Raw genomic sequence first — 17,747 nt, 5'->3', positions numbered from 1 at the left:
CGGGCATGCCGTATACGGTTGCACGCACGCCGTTTCCGGGCCGCAGGGGCAAAGGGGAGAGCCGATGACCGCATTTGATCCGATCCTGACCGGCGCCAGGCCGGGCGGATTTGCCGCAGCGGCGGGGGCCTTCCAATGACCGTGCAGCTGCGCCCCCGGCACCCGGAGAAGGCCCGCAAAGCGGCAAGCGTGACTGCACGCAAGCCGTCCTGGATCCGCATGAAGAAAATCGGCGGTCCGGAATATTACGAGACCCGCCGCCTGATGCGCGACCACGGGCTGGCCACCGTCTGCGAGGAGGCCGCCTGCCCCAACATCGGCGAATGCTGGTCGCAGCGCCACGCCACGATGATGATCATGGGCGAGGTCTGCACCCGCGGCTGCTCCTTCTGCAATGTCGCCACCGGCAAGCCCGAAGCGCTCGACACCTTCGAGCCGGGCAAGGTCGCAGCGGCGGTGAAGAAGCTGGGGCTGCGCCATGTGGTGATCACCTCGGTCGACCGCGACGATCTGGAGGACGGCGGCGCCGCCCATATCGCGCAGACCATCCGCGCCACCCGCCACCAGAACCCCGGCACCACCATCGAGGTGCTGACGCCCGATTTCCTGGGCAAGGGTGCCGCGGCAGAGGAAGTGTTCGCGGCCGCACCGGACGTCTTCAACCATAACCTGGAAACCGTACCGCGGCTCTATCCGCAGGTGCGTCCCGGCGCGCGCTATTACACTTCGCTGCGGCTGCTGGATGATGCCAAGCGCGCCAGCCCGCAGATCTTCACCAAATCCGGGCTGATGGTGGGCCTGGGCGAAACGCTGGAGGACATCCGCCAGGTGATGGACGATCTGCGCGCCGCGGCGGTCGACTTCTTGACCGTAGGGCAGTATCTGCAGCCCACACCGCAGCACCATCCGGTTGTCCGTTTCTGGACGCCGGAGGAATTCGGGCAATTGGAACGGATCGCCCGCGCCAAGGGCTTCCTTGGGGTGTCGGCGACACCGCTGACCCGCTCGTCCTTCCATGCGGACGAAGATTTTGCCGCCCTGAAACAGGCCCGTCAGCAGGCCTTGGCGCAGGGCAAAGGACAGTGACGCAAACGGGAGGGGATCCATGGACGCGTTGAATTCAATTGTAGGGGCCATCAACGGCGTGGTGTGGGGGCCGGTGATGCTGGTGCTCATTCTGGGCGTCGGCTTCTTTCTGCAGGCGGGGCTGAAGTTCATGCCGATCCTGCGCATCGGCACCGGCTTCAGCCTGCTGTTCAAGGGCCGCGAAGGTCAGGGCGAGGGCCAGATCAGCCCGTTCAACGCGCTGATGACCTCGCTGTCGGCCACCATCGGCACCGGCAATATTGCAGGCGTCGCCACCGCCGTCTTCCTGGGCGGTCCGGGGGCCTTGTTCTGGATGTGGATGACGGCGCTGGTCGGCATGGCCACCAAATACGCCGAGGCGGTGCTTGCGGTGAAATACCGCGAACGCGACGAGCTCGGCAACTACGTGGGCGGGCCGATGTACTACATCAAGAACGGCCTTGGTGCGAAATGGACCTGGCTGGGCATCGCCTTCGCGCTGTTCGGCTCGGTTGCCGCCTTCGGCATCGGCAACGGCGTGCAGGCCAACGGCGTCGCGCAAGTGCTGGAAGCGAACTTCGGCGTCAACACTTCGGTCACCGGCGTGGTGCTGATGGTGCTGACCGCGGCGGTCGTCCTGGGCGGCATCACCCGTATCGGCGCGGTGGCGGGCAAGCTGGTGCCCTTCATGGCCATAAGCTACATCCTTGCGGGCCTGCTGGTACTGATGATCAATATCAGCACCATCGGCGATGCCCTGGCGCTGGTCTTCACCTATGCCTTCACGCCTTCCGCAGCCGAAGGCGGCTTTGCCGGCGCGGCGGTCTGGGCGGCGATCCGCTTTGGCGTGGCGCGCGGCGTGTTCTCCAACGAGGCGGGCCTCGGTTCCGCTCCGATCGCCCATGCCGCGGCCGAAACCAAGGGTCCGGTCAACCAGGGCCTGATCGCGATGCTGGGCACCTTCATCGACACCATCATCGTCTGCTCGATCACCGGCCTGGCGATCATTTCTTCCGGTGCCTGGACCAGCGGCGAATCCGGCGCGGCGCTGACCTCGCTGGCCTTCGACAGCAGCCTGCCCGGCGTCGGCGGCCCGCTGATCGCCATCGCGCTTTCGATCTTTGCCTTCACCACCATCCTCGGCTGGTCCTTCTACGGCGAGAAATGCGTGGAGTTCCTGCTGGGAGTGAAGTCACTGATCCCCTACCGGGTGCTGTGGATCGTGATGATCTACTTCGGTGCCACCGCTGACCTGGGCTTCATCTGGCTCTTGGCGGATACGCTGAACGCGATGATGGCGATCCCGAACCTGATCGCGCTCTTGCTGCTGAGCCCGGTGGTGTTCAAGCTGACCAAGGCCTTCTTCGCCAGCGGCGGCAAGTCCGAAGAAACCGGCACGCCCGCCGAATAAGCTCTCTGGCGGGGGGCTGCGGCTCCCCGCCCTGACCTGGACGCCCAAACTCCCGAGGAGGTGACCGATGGCGACCAAAATCATGCTGCCGATTGACCACACCCATGCCAGCTCGTGGAAGAAGGCGCTGCCCGCGGCGCTGGAGCAGGCCCGGTTCCATGGCGCCGAACTGCACGCCGTCTCGGTGATCCCCGAGATCATCCGCCTGCCCAACCTGCCTGCCAACTACGGCGCCGGCGCCCGCAAGCACGTGCAAGGCGCGGTGGAGGCGATCCTGGCGCAGAACGGCGCCGCGGAAATCCCGGTGTATGTGGCCGAGGGCAGCGTCTACCGCGAGATCCTGAAGCTGGCGCACAAGGAGGGCTTCGACATGATCGTCATGGCCTCCGCCAAGGGCAGCTTTCCCGAATACGAAATCGGCCCCAACCTCGCCCGCGTGGTGCGCCATGCGCATTGCACCGTGATGGTCGTGCGCGGCTGACCCAGCACACCCCGAACAGGAGGCATTCCTCATGACCGACGCACCCAAACGCACACCGCTTTATGATTTGCACGTCGAGCTTGGCGGCAAGATGGTCGATTTCGCCGGCTGGGAAATGCCGGTGCAATACCCGATGGGCATCATGGGCGAGCACAAGCAGTGCCGCGAAAAGGCGGCGCTGTTCGACGTCTCCCACATGGGCCAGGTGATCCTGCGCGGCGAGAACGTCGGCGAAAAGCTGGAGGCGCTCTGCCCGCAGGCCTTTGCCACCCTGAAGGAAGGCAAGGCGCGCTACGGCTTCTTCACCAATGACGACGGCGGCATCATGGACGATCTGATCGTCTCCAACGCGGGCGATCACTATTTCGTCGTGGTGAACGCGGCGCTGCGCCATCAGGACATCCCGCACATGCAAGCCAATCTCGACGGCGTCGAGGTAACCGAGATCTTCGACCGCGCGCTGGTGGCCGTGCAGGGCCCCAAGGCCGAAGACGTGGTGGGCGCCCTCTGCCCCCCGGCGCGCGAACTGAAATTCATGGAAACCACGGTGGCGGCCATCAACGGCGCCGAGTGCCGGATCTCCCGCCTCGGCTACACCGGCGAGGACGGCTACGAGATCTCCATCCCCGCGGACAAGGCCGAAGAGATCGCCCGCGCCTTCCTCGCGCATGAGGACTGCGAGCCGGCAGGCCTTGGCGCGCGCGACAGCTTGCGGCTGGAAGCGGGCCTTTGCCTTTATGGCAACGATATCGACCAGTCGACCTCGCCCATCGAAGCCTCGCTCGGCTGGGCGATCCAGAAACGCCGCAAGGAAGAGGGCGGCTTCCCCGGTGCCGCCCGTATCCAGAAGGAACTGGCCGACGGCGCCGCGCGCAAGCTCGTCGGCATCAAGCCCGAAGGCCGCGCCCCCGCGCGCCAGGGCGTCGAGGTGCAGTCGCCCGAGGGCGAAAGCCTCGGCAGCGTCACTTCGGGCGGTTTCGGCCCCACCGTCGGCGGCCCGGTTGCCATGGGCTATGTCGCGGCCAGCCACAGCGCGCCGGGCAGCAAGGTCAACCTCACCATCCGCGGCAAGGCACAGCCGGCCGAAGTCGCCGCGCTGCCTTTCGTCACCCAGAACTACAAACGCTAAACCATCATCAGGAGAGCGAAGATGGCCACTTATTACTCCGAAGAGCACGAATGGATCACCGTCGAGGGCGACACCGCCACGCTCGGCATCACGCAGCATGCGGCCGACCAGCTGGGCGAGGTTGTCTTCGTCGAGCAGAAGGAACCGGGCGAGGAGTTTGCCAAGGGCGACGAGATGGGCGTCATTGAATCGGTGAAGGCGGCGTCGGAGATCTACGCCCCCGTCGACGGCGAGATCATCGCGATCAACGAAGCCCTGGCCGACAACCCCGGCGCATTGAACGAAAGCCCGGAAGGCGACTCCTGGATCTACAAGATCAAGCTGAGCGACGCCGCCCAGCTGGAAGAGCTGATGGATCTCGACGGCTACAAAGCCCTGATCGGCTAAGCCTTCCGCGGGGCCTCCGCCCGGGGGCTCCGCATACTTCTTCTGGCTGAAAATATCCCCGCCGGAGGCTCCCGGAAGCCCGGCTGGACGTGACCTTTCCAAAGGAGCGCTGCAAATGGCCTTCAAACTGACCGACTACGAAGCCTATGACTTCGCCAACCGGCGCCACATCGGCCCCTCCCCGCAGGAGATGGCCGAGATGCTGAAGGTGATCGGCTTCAAGACCCTGGACGAGCTGATCGACGCCACCGTGCCGCCCGCCATCCGCCAGGAAAAGCCGCTGGACTGGGGCCCGGCGATGACCGAGCGCGACGCGCTGTTCCACATGCGCGAGGTGGCCGGCAAGAACAGGGTGCTGACCTCGCTGATCGGCCAGGGCTATTACGGCACTACCACTCCGGCGCCGATCCTGCGCAACATCCTGGAAAACCCGGCCTGGTATACTGCTTATACGCCGTACCAGCCGGAAATCTCCCAAGGCCGCCTGGAAGCGCTCCTGAACTACCAGACCATGGTCAGCGATCTGACCGGCCTGGACATTGCCAATGCCTCGCTGTTGGATGAAGCCACCGCCGCGGCGGAAGCCATGGCGATGGCGCACCGCGGCTCGCGCTCCAAGGCAAACAACGCCGCCTTCTTTGTCGACCAGAACTGCCACGCCCAGACCATCGCGGTGATCCAGACCCGCGCCGAGCCGCTGGGCATCGACGTGGTTGTCGCCGATCCGGACGATCTGGACCCGGGCGCGGTCTTTGGCGCCATCTTCCAATATCCCGGCACTTACGGCCATGTGCGCGATTTCTCACCGGAAATCGAAGCCATCCACGAGCACAAGGGCATCGCCGTTGTCGCCGCCGACATCCTGGCGCTGGCGCTGCTGAAAAGCCCCGGGGAAATGGGCGCCGACATTGCCATCGGCTCGACCCAGCGGTTTGGCGTGCCGATGGGCTATGGCGGCCCGCACGCCGCTTACATGGCGACCACCGACAAGCTGAAGCGCGCCATGCCCGGCCGCATCATCGGCGTCTCCATCGATGCGCGCGGCAACAAGGCCTACCGCCTGGCGCTGCAGACCCGCGAGCAGCACATCCGCCGCGAGAAGGCGAACTCCAACGTCTGCACCGCGCAGGCGCTCTTGGCCGTGATGGCCTCGATGTATGCGGTCTACCACGGTCCCGACGGCATCAAGGCGATCGCGCAGTCGGTGCACCGCAAGACCTCGCGCCTGGCCGCAGGGCTGGAGGAGCACGGCTTCAAGGTGGAGCCGGAAGTGTTCTTCGACACCATCACCGTGGAAGTCGGCGCGCTGCAGAAAACCGTGATGGAAGCGGCCGTTGCCCGCGGCATCAACCTGCGCAAGGTTGGTGAAACCCGCGTCGGCATCTCGCTGGACGAGCAGACCCGCCCGGAAACCATCGAAGCGGTCTGGGGCGCCTTCGGCATCGACAAGAAAGACGACAGCAAGAAGAACCGCGCCTACCGCCTGCCCGAGCATGCGCTGCGCGAAAGCGAGTATCTGACCCACCCGATCTTCCACAAGAACCGGGCCGAGGCCGAGATGACCCGCTACATGCGCCGCCTCGCCGACCGCGACCTGGCGCTGGACCGCGCGATGATCCCGCTGGGGTCGTGCACCATGAAGCTCAACGCGACGATCGAGATGATCCCGGTCACCTGGCCAGAGTTCTCCAACCTGCACCCCTTCTGCCCGGAAGATCAGGCGCAGGGCTATCACGAGATGATCGCGGATCTGAACGAGAAGCTCTGCGAGATCACCGGCTATGACGCGATCTCCCAGCAGCCGAACTCGGGCGCGCAGGGCGAATATGCGGGCCTGCTGACGATCCGCAACTACCACGCGGCCCGTGGCGAAGCGCATCGCAACATCTGCCTGATCCCCACTTCGGCCCATGGCACCAACCCGGCGTCCGCGCAGATGGTGGGCTACAAGGTGGTGCCGGTGAAGGCGGACGATAACGGCAACATCGATCTTGCCGACTTCCGCGCCAAGGCCGAGAAGCACTCGGGCGAGCTCGCGGGCTGCATGATCACCTACCCCTCCACCCATGGCGTGTTCGAGACCACCGTGCAGGAAGTGTGTAACATCACCCACGAGCACGGCGGCCAGGTCTACATCGACGGCGCCAACATGAACGCCATGGTGGGCCTGTCGCGCCCCGGCGACATCGGCGGCGACGTCAGCCACCTGAACCTGCACAAGACCTTCTGCATCCCGCATGGCGGCGGCGGCCCCGGCATGGGCCCGATCGGCGTCAAGGCGCATCTGGCGGAGCATCTGCCGGGCCACCCGGAATACGGCACCGCCGTCGGTCCGGTTTCGGCAGCTCCCTTCGGCTCGCCTTCGATCCTGCCGGTGAGCTGGGCCTATATCCTGCTGATGGGCGGTGCAGGCCTGACCCAGGCGACCAGGGTGGCGATCCTCAACGCCAACTACATCGCGGCGCGGCTGAAGGATGCCTACAAGATCCTCTATACCTCGGAAACGGGGCGTGTGGCGCATGAGTGCATCCTCGACACCCGCCCGCTGAACGACGAAGGCCACATCACCGTGGACGACGTGGCCAAGCGGCTGGTCGACTCGGGCTTCCACGCGCCGACCATGTCCTGGCCGGTCGCAGGCACGCTGATGGTGGAGCCGACGGAATCCGAGCCCAAGGCCGAGCTGGACCGCTTCTGCGACGCCATGCTGTCGATCCGGGCCGAGGCGCAGGACGTGATCGACGGCAAGATCGACGCCGAGAACAACCCGCTGAAGAACGCGCCGCACACGGTGCGGGACCTGGTGGGCGACTGGGACCGGCCCTACAGCCGCGAGGCGGCCTGCTTCCCGGCGGGCTCGCTTGGTGTTGACAAATACTGGGCGCCGGTGAACCGGGTCGACAACGCTTATGGCGACCGTCACCTGATCTGCACCTGCCCGCCGATGTCGGAATACGAGGAAGACTGAGCCGGGGCTGGGGCCCGCGCCTGCGGCGCGGGCAGGCTCCTATTACAAAAAAGGCGGCGGCTCCGACGGAGCCGCCGCTGGCGTTTGCGGCGGGCCTCAGTTGCCGGAGTTGCCGCCGCCGCCCGAGAGCGCATTGGGATCAAAGGCGCTGCCAAATCCCGGGGTGCTGGGCGTGGTCTCCGCCGGGCTGCTGCCGGTCAGCGCGCCCGGGTCGAAGGCGCTGCCAAAGCCGGTGCTGCCGCTGCTGCGCGGCGCGCTTTGGGCTGGCGCTGCGCTGCCCTCCTGCGCCGCGCGGGCGGCGGCTTCTTCGGCGCGGCGCTGGCGCAGATCCTCGATGCGGCGGGCGGTCTCCAGCCGCTTCTGCTCCTGCACATCGGCGATACAGGCCCGCGGGCTGTAGGCGGCTGCCGTGCCGAAGGCGAGGATCACCGCGCAAGCCAGCACCGCCAGCGCTACCGCCGCCCAGTTCGAGCTGAGAAAGCCCGGCAGCCGCAGGCGGCCGCGCTCCACCTCGCCCACCGTGGCCCGCTTGCGCGCCGCCGCGGCGAGCTCGCGGCGGCGGAGGCCGGCTTCGTTCAAGAGCGCGGCAAAGACCGTGACCACCACGATGATGAAGGCCAGCGCCGAAATCGCGGGCGTGATGCCGTAACGAACCTTTTGCGCCAGCTCGATGGTCAGCGTCGGGTATTCGCCAAATGTGAAGGTGGTGGTGTTATAGTTCTCGAACGACGCCAGGAAGGCCAGCACCGCGGCGGAGGCAATCGCCGGCCGCATAAATGGCAAGAGCACCTTGCGGAAGGCCTGCGCATGAGTGGCGCCAAGGTCCAGCGCCGCCTCGGTCAGGGCCATGTCGTAGCGCTGGAGCCGCGCCACCAGCACCAGCATGCAATAGCTGGCGATGAAGGTGGACTGGCCGATGACCGTCAGGAAGAGCCCGTTCGACAGCACGCTGTCCGCCCCCAGCCCCAGCATCCGGTTGATCCGGTCCCAGAACACCAGGGTGGAGATCCCCAGCACCACGCCGGGGATGAGGATCGGCGCAATGATCACGGTGTAGTAGGTGGCGCGCAGCTTCGGCCAGATCTGGGTCAGCATCAGGGCCCCCGCCAGCCCCATAGCAACCGACAGCACCACCGTGCCCGCCCCCACCAGCACCGAGTTCTTGATGCCGTTAAGGATGCGTTCGTCCGCGAAGAGGGCCGAGAACCACTCGAAGGTCAGGCACTCCCACGGGGTCGCGCGCGGAAAGGAGGGCGAGTTGAAGGCGGTGACCGACATGATCACCAGCGGACCTAGAAGGTAGGCAAAGAACAGCGCCAGATAGACCCAGATGCTGAGCCGCAGGAAGGGCAGTGACCTCATTTGCCGATATCCCCCATGTTCACCTTGAAGATCCGCATGACCGCCAGCACCAGAAGGATACAGGTCGCGAGCAGCACCACCGCATAGGCCGCGCCCTGCGGCCAGTCGGAGTTGTCGTTGAACTGCTGGTAGATCAGCTGCGTGAACCAGAGGCTCGACGGCCCGCCCAGGATTTGCGGTGCGGCCAGTGCGCCCGCCGACAGCATGAACACCATGGTGCAGCCCGAGGAGATGCCCGGCTTGGCATAGGGAATGACCACCCTGCGGTGGATCTTCAGCCAGCTTGCGCCCATATCCCGCGCCGCCTCGATCTGGTTGCGGTCGAGGCTTTCGATCACGTTGTAGATCGGGAAGATCATCAGGAGGATGTAGGCATAGCCCAGCCCGGCGTAGAGCGCGACATCATTGCGGATGAAATCAAACGGCGTGTCGAAGATGCCCAGCCCTACCAGCGCGGTATTGAGCACGCCGGTCTCGCCAAAGATGATACGCAGGGCAAAGGCGCGCAGAATCTCGTTGATCCAATAGGGGATGATCAGCATCAGCGCGAAGATACGGATATGATTGCCCTTGGTCTGCGCCAGGTAATAGGCGATCGGGTAGCACAGGATCAGGTTGAAGACGGTGACGCAGGCCGCCGCCAGCAGGGTGCGGAAGAACACCTTGAGGTCGACGGCGTTGTAGTCCTGCCCGCCGCCGTTGGGCCCGAAGACCAGGTAGGCGTAGTTCTCGCCCGTATAGACATCCCTGGGCCCGCCGATGTCTGGCGGCGGCAGGTTGGGGCGGAAGGAGAAGTCGAGCATCGACAGCTGCGGCAGGATGATCAGGCCGATGGTCCAGAACAGCACCAGCCCCAGCATCAGGCTGCCCATGCCATAGCCGTTGCGGTTGAAAAATTCCCTGAGGAAACGGGGCATCGCGCGCCTCCCTATTCCGCGGCCAGCTCACCCGCTGGCACGGCGACGGCATTCTGCGTTGCGTATTCCAGGGTGAGCTGACGGCCGGTGTGGTCCTCGAAGGACTGGCCGTGGTTGGGGATCGCGACTTTCAGCTCCTTGCCGCCGTCGCCTTCGAGGAAGATGTTGAAGCTGTTGCCCTCGAATTCCTCATGGGTGACGCGGGCGGTGACGCGGTGATCGCCGCTGCGGCCGTCGGGCGCCAGTGCAAAGGCTTCGGGGCGGATGAACAGCATGGCATCGCCGCCCTCCTTCAGGCGCCCCCGGTTGGCGGTGGAGATCCGCGCCACCAGATCGCCGGAGCGGTTGGTGGCGATCAACGCCTCCTCCCCTGCGATACGCTTCACCTTGCCGCGAAAGACGTTGTTTTCTCCTACGAAAGAGGCAGCAAAAGCGGTGGCGGGGTCGTTGTAGATGGTCTTGCCGTCGGCGATCTGGTCGATCACGCCCGCCTTCATCACCGCAATATTGTCGGACATGGTCAGCGCCTCGCCCTGGTCATGGGTGATGTAAATGAAGGTGATACCGACGCGTTTCTGGATCTCGCGCAGCTCTGTGCGCATGTGCTGGCGCAGCTTGAGGTCCAGCGCCGACAGGGGCTCATCGAGCAAGAGCACATCCGGTTCAGCGCAGAGCGCGCGGGCGATGGCGACGCGCTGGCGCTGGCCGCCGGAAAGTTCCGAGGGCAGCTTGTCCCCCTGCTCCGGCAGCGCGATCATGTCCAGAAGCTCATCGGCGCGTTTGCGGCGCTCCTTGGCAGAGGCGCCCTTGATCTCCATCGAAAACGTGATGTTCTCCCAGACCTTCATCAGCGGAAACAGCGCCAGGTTCTGGAAGATCAGCGCCGTCGGGCGCTTGTTGGGGCCGATGCCCTTCATGTCGTTGCCGCCGATCATCACCCGGCCATCGCTTGGTTCCAGAAAGCCCGAGACCGCGCGCAGGATGGTGGTCTTGCCGCAGCCCGAAGGCCCTAGGAAGGAGAAGAAATCCCCTCCGTTAATGTTCACATTGGCATCCCGCACGGCGGTGAAATCGCCGAACCGGATCCAGAGGTTTTCGAGATCTACGCCGACCCCTGCACTCATGTGGCTTCTCCCCGGGCTGCACTGGTCCCGTCCGGTGGCGCGCCACCGGCGGACAAGGCCTCTGCCCGTCTATCTTTCAAGTGAAGTCTGCGCGCGGCGGGCGCGCGCGTCCGGCCCCGGTCGCTGCCGGGGCCGGCTCTGCGGAACAGGCTCAGGCGCTCTTGAACTTGTTCACGAACTCGGTGCGCACATCGGCGTACCAGGGCGCCTCGGCCGGCCAGGGGTTGAGGTTGGCCAGGCTGTCGCCGGGATAGGCCTCGGCAAAGTTCTGCTTGTAGACATCGCCGGAATGCATATCCGCTTGCAGCACCGGAGAGTTGTAGCCGTGGCTGTCGATTGCCTTGCCCGCCGGTTCCTTGCGGTAGGCGTAGTCGATGAAGGCATAGACCTGCTCTTCGTTCTGCGCGCCGACCGGCATCGACAGGCCGTCGACCCAGGCCATCGCGCCTTCGACCGGCGCTTGGTAATGCACCGGTTCGCCTGCGGATTTCAGCGCCAGCGGCGGGCCATCCCAGGTCTGGCCGACTACCACGCCCTCGTTCAGGAGACCGTTCTTCTGGGTATCGGCATCGTTCCAGATCAGCTTGATGCGGTTCTTGCGCTCGATGCACCAGTCGGTGATCTGGCCCCAGACCTTGCGCATGGTCTCCTCGTCCTCGTAGGCGGCCCAGACCGAGCCGGGCGCCATCTCGCCCGAAGCTTCCATGAACAGGCCGGCACCCAGCATCATCGAATGCGCGCGGCCCATGGTCTTGCCGGCGTTTTCCTCGCTCCAGACATCGCCGTAGGAGGGCGCATCGCCCGCGGGCAGCCATTTGTCGGTGCGGTAGGCAATGCCTTCGGTGCCCCAGATATGCGGCAGCCAATGCACGCCTGCGCCCTCGAAATTCCAGGCATCGGTGCCGATCTTGGCCATCGCCGGGTTCACCGCATCGATGTTGACCTTGTTCAAGTCGAATGGTTTCAGCAGCTCCAAGGGCCCCCATTGCAGCGAGCGGTTGTTGGTGGGCGAGACGACATCGAAGCCCTGGCCCTTGGTAGCCTTCATCTTGTTGATGATTTCCTCGTTCGAGCCGATGCCGGTGTAATTCACCTTGATGCCGGTCTCGCCTTCAAAGCCCTGGATGAACTCCGGCGGCAGGTAGTCCGACCACATCAGGATGTTGACCTCGCCCGAGGAGGCAAGCGCAGATTTGGAATAGAGCGGCGCGGCCAAAGCGGCGGCGCCTGCGGATTTCAGCACGGCACGGCGGCTGAGCGCAGTCTTAACGGTCATTTTCGGTAATTCTCCCTGTTGGGCTGTTGGGGCGTTATTTTTTTTGAGTATTTATTGGTCGGGTATTCTGCGTACGGGTGTCATCTCCTCCAGTGACAGTTCCAAAAAATGCTAAGTCCAGAAACACGGGCCGGGGTGCGGCCGGCCGGGGTGCGGCCGGGAAGGTAATTGCGCCAGTCTGCGCGCGGGCGGCACATGCGTCAACGGCTGCGGGGCGCGCGCCGCTCAAACCGCGGTGCCGATCAGCGCAACCCCTGCGGCCATCAGCACCGCGGCGCCAAGGCGGCGCAGCCAGTAGCCCTCCCTCAGAAAGACAAAGCCGATGAGGGCGGCAAAGATCACCGAGGTTTCGCGCAAGGCCGACACCGCGCCGATGGGCGCCAGCGTCTTGGCATAAAGCACCAGCCCGTAGGCCGTCATCGAAACCAGCCCGCCCGCCAGCCCCAGGAGCCAGACCCGCGGCGGCAGCGTGGCCAGCGTGTCGCGGCGGCGCAGGCCCACGAAACCTGCGATGAACACATGCAGCAGCGCCCCCCAGGCCCAATAGCCGAGCGTATTGCCCGAAAGCCGCACCCCCAGCCCGTCCACCACTGTGTAGACCGAAATGCAGACGCCGGTGCCGATGGCGAAACCCAAGGCCGCCCGGCTGACCCCGGAGCTGAGCGCCCGCCAGCTGCTCATCTGGATGCCAACCGCAATCAGCGCAATACCGCCCCAAGCCTGCACCGGCAGCCATTCGCCCGCAAAGAGCAGCGCCCAGAAGGCCGCCAGGGCGGGCACGATGCCGCGGGCAATCGGGTAGACCACGCTCAGATCGCCATGCCGGTAGGCCTGCCCCAGCATGAAGTAATAGCCAAAATGCACCAGCGTGGAGAGACCGATATAGGGAAAGCTCTCCAGCGCGGGCAGCGGCAGCAGCGCCGCCATCACCGCTCCGGGCAGCACATGGCCGAAGGCCACCAGGCCCAGCGTCGTGGTGCGGTCGGCGGCGGTTTTCACGATGGCGTTCCAGACCGCGTGCAGCACCGCCGCCGCCAGGATGATGGCCGTGACGGCGATGCTCATGCGCGGGCGGGGCCTCCGGGAGCAGGCGCGGCTGCGGCGCTCATTCGGCGTCTTCCGGCTGCATGTCCTCGATCAGCCGGGTCTCCAGCAGCTGGCCGTTGCGGTAGAGCACCGGATAGGCCACTGCGGCAATATGGCTGTTGAACTCGCGCAGCGCGCGCAGCGTCTCCAGGTGAATGTCCGAGGTCTCGAAACTGCCGGGCGCGCCCTCCTGCAGGCGCCTCAGGTGGCGCTTGCGGCTGTCGCGCTCCATCCGCTTCAGCTCGGTCTTCTCCAGGCTCAGGAGCCGCGCGCTTTCCAAATCGTCCGAGATCAGCACGTTGGAGGCCAGCTGCATGTTGGCGGCGATGGCCTCGTGCATGCGGGTGATCTCGGCCCAGCCCTCTTTCGAGAAGCTGAGGTTCTTCTTGTGCAGACTGGCGGCCAGCACGCTGAGGCGCCGCGCCACCACATCGCCCGCGGTCTCCAGCCGGATGGCGTATTCCATCAGGCTGCGGGCGGTCTTGATCTCCTCCCTGGTGAAGGCGTCGGAGGGCATGGCAGCGACGTATTTGCGGATGCCGGAGAGGCAGGCGTTGACGTCCTCGTCCATCGCCTGCACCGCCTTGATCTGCGCGGCGTCGCCGGTGCGGTAGAGGTCCAGAACCGGGCGGTACATGGTGCCGACAAGGTCAGACATGCGCAGCAGTTCGCGCTTGAGGCTGGAGAGCGCCTGCGCGGGCGAGCCGTAGCTGCCCTGCTCCAGCACACTGACCGGACGCCCCGGCACCGGGCCCTGCGCCCGCTGCGGTTCGGGGAAGAGGCGGGTGAACACCCCGTCCAGCGGCGCGCACAGCGGCAGCGCCAGCACCAGGAGCGACGCATTGAAAGCGAGATGCGCATAGACCAGCATCTGCCCGCCCTGCGGATCGCCAAGCGCGCCCGCGCGCAGCGCCCAATTGGCGGCAAACAGGCAGATCACCGCCCAGGTGCCGCGCAGGGCGAGGTTGGCAAAGGGAATGCGCCGCGCCTTCAGGCTCATGCCGCGGCTGAGCCAGACCGGGATGAAGGCGGAGCCGAAGTTGGCGCCCAGAACCAGCGACAGGCCCGCCGCAAACGGGATCGCGCCGATCTGCACCAGCGTCACGCACATCAGGATCGCGGCCACCGAGGAATGCATCACGAAAGCCAGCGCGCCGCCCACCAAAAAGGCGGTGATGTAGTCGCGCGCCAGGTAACCCGCGATGGCAGGCAGGAAGGCGCTGTCGCGGATCGGGTCCATCGCCTCGCGCAGGAAGCGCAGCGAGATCAGGATGAAGGCCACCCCCATCAGGATGCGGCCCATCTGGCGGGCCTTCTTGGCCTCGGTCTTGACGAACAGGTAGCCGCCCGCGGCCAGCAGCACCGGCACCAGCCAGTCCAGCTTGAACGACAGGATCTGGATGATCAGCGCCGAGCCCAGATCGCCGCCCAGCACAATCGCAAGCCCGGCCGGAAAGGCGAGATAGCCGCTGGCGGCAAAGCCCGACGCCAGAAGCGCCACCGCGGCCGAGCTTTGCAGCACCAAAGCCAAGAGCAGCCCCATAGCGCCCGCGCTCAAATGGCTTTGCCGCGCGGTCAGCAGCCGCTGGAAGGAGGCGCCATAACTGCGCTCGATCCCGGTGCGCACCATACGCACCGCGTAGAGCAGCAGCATGGTGGCGCCCGCAAGGCTGATAAGGAAAGTGAGAATGGCCATGTCAGTCTCCGTTTGCCGCGGCACTTGGCCGGGTGCGCCCTGCGGCGGCAATGTTTCCGGGGCGGTTCGGGTTACCCATCGCGGTCTCCCTCGGCGACTTCCGCGCGCACGCCCCAGGCCGCCAGTGCAGCCGCCAGTTTCTTGCCGGGTGCCCGGCCGCTGACGATCCGGTCCAGGAGCCGCGGCGCCGGGCCGCGGTGCGGCGCGGTCTCGCCGAACTTGGGATGCGCCATCGCGACCAGATTGACTGCCGCGCCTTCGGCAACGACACCCGCGAGCTGCGCCTCTGCGGCACTGTGATAAAGCACTCCGTGCCGGTGCGAGAGCGCGTCCGCCGACAGCACCGCCAGATCCAGCGCAAAGCGGCGCGCCTGCTGCTCGGCCACATGTCCGAAGGTGCCGCGCTCTTCGCCCTGCATCTCACCGCCCAGAAGATGCACCCGGTTGCCGTTATGCGCCGCCAGCGTCTGGGCGACGCCGATGGAGTTGGTCACCACCGTCAGATGCGAGCGCTGGCGCAGCGCCTCGGCGGCAAAGGCAGTGGTGGAACCGGCATCGAGGAACAGTGCCATGCCGTCGCGCACATGCGCCGCCACTGCCGCCGCGATCCGCTCCTTCTCCGCCCGGTGCTCCGAGATCCGCCGCACAAACCCAGTCGCGCCCTGCGGCCCGTCCAGGTAGGCGCCGCCATGCACCCGGCGCACCGCGCCAGCCTTGTCCAGCGCCTTCAGCGTGCGGCGCACGGTTTCCTCGGACACCTCCAGCATCCGCGCGAGCTCGGCACTGCGCGCAGAGCCGCCCAGCCGACGCAGCGCGTCGACAAGCTCCAGTTCGCGGTGAGACAGGGTGTGGGTTTCGGGCAAGCGTTTTCCGCAGCTTTTTGGCAAGGGTTTCCTGCAACTATCTGCCCCGGCTGCGGCAAGCGCAAGGGAAAAACCCACAAAATCCCACATGGATGCCCGAATTTTCCCGGCGCCGTGAGTTTCCGCCTAGGCAAACCCGCAGAACCGCGCTTATCTGGCGGCGCCAAGCAAGGGAGCAGAGCATGGGTGGCCAGCACAGCGGACGCAGGAACATCCTGTTCATCCTGATCGACCAGATGCGGGCGGATTGCCTGTTTGGCGCGCTGGCGGAGCATGTGGCGCTGCCCAATCTGCGCAGGCTGATGGACGAAAGCGTCACCTTCGAGCGCAACTACACGGTGGTGAACCCCTGCGGGCCGTCGCGCGCCTCGATCCTGACCGGGCAATACGCGATGAATCACCGCTCGGTCCGCAACGGCACGCCGCTGAGGCATGATGCGCCGACGCTGGCGTCGGAGATGCGCAAGACGGGGTATCTGCCGATGCTGTTCGGGTATACGGACACTTCACAGGACCCGCGGGTGCACCACCCCAATGACCCGGCCGTGCGCAGCTACGAATACCAGATGGCGGGCTTTCAGGAGATGGTCGAGATGCGGCTGGAAATGTCCTATCCCTGGCGCGCCGATCTGCTGAACAAGGGCTACGCCTTCGGCGACTACTGGGATATCTACAAGCCGGTCTCTCCCGGCGGTGGTGCGCCGCGGCTGAACGACCCGGCCCTCTACCGGGCCGAGGACAGCGACACCGCCTTTCTGACCAACCGCTTTCTGACGCTGATGCCCGGCTACCGCGACCAAAGCTGGTTTGCGCATCTCACCTACATCCGCCCGCATCCGCCGCTGGTGGCGCCCGCGCCCTACAACCGCATGTACGACCCGGCCCGCCTGCCCCTGCCAATTCGCCTGGAGAGCCGGGAGGCGGAATGCGCGCTGCACCCGTTCTTCGGCCCTGCCACCCTGGCGGCCAGCCCGGCCTCCTGCGTCCAGGGCTTCCCGGATCTGGCGCCCACGGATGAGAACATCCAGATTCTGCGGGCGCTCTACCTCGGCCTGGCCAGCGAGGTCGATGCCCATATCGGCCGGGTGCTGGCGTTTCTTGAGGAGAGCGGCCAGGCGGAGGACACGCTCCTGGTGCTCAGCGCCGATCATGGCGAGATGCTGGGCGACCGGCACAGCTGGGGCAAGTTCTCGGTCTACGACGCGGCCTATCACACGCCGCTGATCATCCGGATGCCGGGCAACGGGGCCCGGGCCGGGCGGCGGGTGCAGGCCTTCACCGAGTCGATCGACCTGGCGCCGACCATACTGGACTGGGCAGGACAGGAGATCCCCAACGCGATGGACGGGCGCTCGCTGCTGCCGCTCCTGCGGGGCGAGGCGCCTGCAGACTGGCGGCAGCACAGCTTCTCGGAACTGGACTTCGGCGAGGTGGAGGCCGCAAGCCTGTGGCAGCACATGCTGGGCACCGGGGTAAGCGAGTCCTCGCTGGCGATCCTGCGCGATGCACGGTTCACGCTGGTGGAGTTCGCCGCCGATCTGCCGCCCCTTCTGTTCGACCGCGCGGGCGCCGGGGAGATGGAAAACGTGGCCGAAGACCTGGCCTTTGCGGCGGAGCTCCACCGTATGACCCGGCACATGCTGAAGCACCGGATGCGCAACATGGACCACACGCTCTCGCTCGACACGATCACACCTGATGGCCCGCGCCGCCAGCCGCGCCACCGCTGATCTTCTCCCAGCGCAACTCTCAGGCGTCCGCCGCAAACCGGCGCGCTCGCGCCCCTTTCCCGCCCGCCTAAGACGGGAGGCAAAGCGTTGGGCCAGGCGCCGCGCCAGGCGCGGCGCGTGCCGCGCGGGCCGCCAGGCCCGCGCGGCCGGACCCAAGGCCCGTACCGGGGCATCTTCGATGCACCGGCGGGGCGCGGGAGGGTTTCCGTCTGCCTTGGGAGAGCCCGCGTGCAAGGAAACGCAAGCGCCTGG

General features: G+C 66.1%; 14 protein-coding genes. 7 read left to right on the top strand and 7 right to left on the bottom strand.

Annotated features, from left to right (window positions below; all coding sequences use genetic code 11):
• Positions 1-135 precede the first annotated feature (135 nt).
• From lipA to gcvP, 6 genes are all read left to right on the top strand, one after another.
• A complete protein-coding gene (gene lipA, locus ACOHX0_RS00615; protein ID WP_420674679.1) occupies positions 136-1,086 on the top strand; it encodes a lipoyl synthase in 951 nt (316 codons plus the stop codon).
• 19 nt (positions 1,087-1,105) lie between these two features.
• On the top strand, positions 1,106-2,476 hold the full coding sequence (locus ACOHX0_RS00610; RefSeq protein WP_420674678.1) for an alanine/glycine:cation symporter family protein: 1,371 nt from the start codon (positions 1,106-1,108) through the stop codon (positions 2,474-2,476).
• A 67-nt stretch (positions 2,477-2,543) separates the two neighbouring features.
• Positions 2,544-2,957, top strand: coding sequence for a universal stress protein (locus tag ACOHX0_RS00605; protein WP_420674677.1), 414 nt, complete (start codon positions 2,544-2,546; stop codon positions 2,955-2,957).
• A gap of 31 nt (positions 2,958-2,988) precedes the next feature.
• Positions 2,989-4,086: a glycine cleavage system aminomethyltransferase GcvT gene (gcvT, locus tag ACOHX0_RS00600; protein WP_420674676.1), complete on the top strand. Its 1,098-nt coding sequence runs from the start codon at positions 2,989-2,991 to the stop codon at positions 4,084-4,086.
• A 21-nt stretch (positions 4,087-4,107) separates the two neighbouring features.
• Positions 4,108-4,473 (top strand): glycine cleavage system protein GcvH, encoded by a 366-nt coding sequence (gcvH, locus tag ACOHX0_RS00595; RefSeq protein ID WP_420674675.1) that lies wholly within the window; start codon positions 4,108-4,110, stop codon positions 4,471-4,473.
• A 115-nt stretch (positions 4,474-4,588) separates the two neighbouring features.
• Positions 4,589-7,441: an aminomethyl-transferring glycine dehydrogenase gene (gene gcvP, locus ACOHX0_RS00590; protein WP_420674674.1), complete on the top strand. Its 2,853-nt coding sequence runs from the start codon at positions 4,589-4,591 to the stop codon at positions 7,439-7,441.
• 96 nt (positions 7,442-7,537) lie between these two features.
• Here gcvP and ACOHX0_RS00585 read toward each other — a convergent pair whose 3' ends face one another.
• From ACOHX0_RS00585 to ACOHX0_RS00555, 7 genes are all read right to left on the bottom strand, one after another.
• On the bottom strand, positions 7,538-8,803 hold the full coding sequence (locus ACOHX0_RS00585; RefSeq protein ID WP_420674673.1) for an ABC transporter permease: 1,266 nt from the start codon (positions 8,801-8,803) through the stop codon (positions 7,538-7,540).
• Complete coding sequence (locus ACOHX0_RS00580) at positions 8,800-9,720, bottom strand: ABC transporter permease (RefSeq protein WP_420674672.1); 921 nt, start codon at positions 9,718-9,720, stop codon at positions 8,800-8,802. Before ACOHX0_RS00580 ends, ACOHX0_RS00585 begins: the two co-directional genes overlap by 4 nt.
• An 11-nt stretch (positions 9,721-9,731) precedes the next feature.
• Positions 9,732-10,844: an ABC transporter ATP-binding protein gene (locus ACOHX0_RS00575; RefSeq protein ID WP_420674671.1), complete on the bottom strand. Its 1,113-nt coding sequence runs from the start codon at positions 10,842-10,844 to the stop codon at positions 9,732-9,734.
• A gap of 151 nt (positions 10,845-10,995) precedes the next feature.
• Positions 10,996-12,120, bottom strand: coding sequence for an extracellular solute-binding protein (locus tag ACOHX0_RS00570; RefSeq protein WP_420674670.1), 1,125 nt, complete (start codon positions 12,118-12,120; stop codon positions 10,996-10,998).
• 225 nt (positions 12,121-12,345) lie between these two features.
• A complete protein-coding gene (locus ACOHX0_RS00565) occupies positions 12,346-13,185 on the bottom strand; it encodes an EamA family transporter (protein WP_420674669.1) in 840 nt (279 codons plus the stop codon).
• 40 nt (positions 13,186-13,225) lie between these two features.
• The gene (locus ACOHX0_RS00560) at positions 13,226-14,902 is read right to left on the bottom strand and encodes a Na/Pi cotransporter family protein (protein WP_420674668.1); all 1,677 of its coding nucleotides are present in this window, start codon (positions 14,900-14,902) and stop codon (positions 13,226-13,228) included.
• A gap of 71 nt (positions 14,903-14,973) precedes the next feature.
• On the bottom strand, positions 14,974-15,765 hold the full coding sequence (locus ACOHX0_RS00555; RefSeq protein WP_420674667.1) for a DeoR/GlpR family DNA-binding transcription regulator: 792 nt from the start codon (positions 15,763-15,765) through the stop codon (positions 14,974-14,976).
• Positions 15,766-15,947: 182 nt separating this feature from the next.
• Between ACOHX0_RS00555 and ACOHX0_RS00550 the strand changes: the two genes are divergently transcribed.
• A complete protein-coding gene (locus ACOHX0_RS00550) occupies positions 15,948-17,495 on the top strand; it encodes a sulfatase-like hydrolase/transferase (protein ID WP_420674666.1) in 1,548 nt (515 codons plus the stop codon).
• The last annotated feature ends 252 nt before the right edge of the window (positions 17,496-17,747 follow it).

The organism is Cribrihabitans pelagius, assembly GCF_048820915.1.
In the GTDB taxonomy this organism is placed as follows: Bacteria; Pseudomonadota; Alphaproteobacteria; order Rhodobacterales; family Rhodobacteraceae; genus Cribrihabitans_A; species Cribrihabitans_A pelagius.
This window is presented reverse-complemented; position numbering and strand designations above follow the sequence as displayed.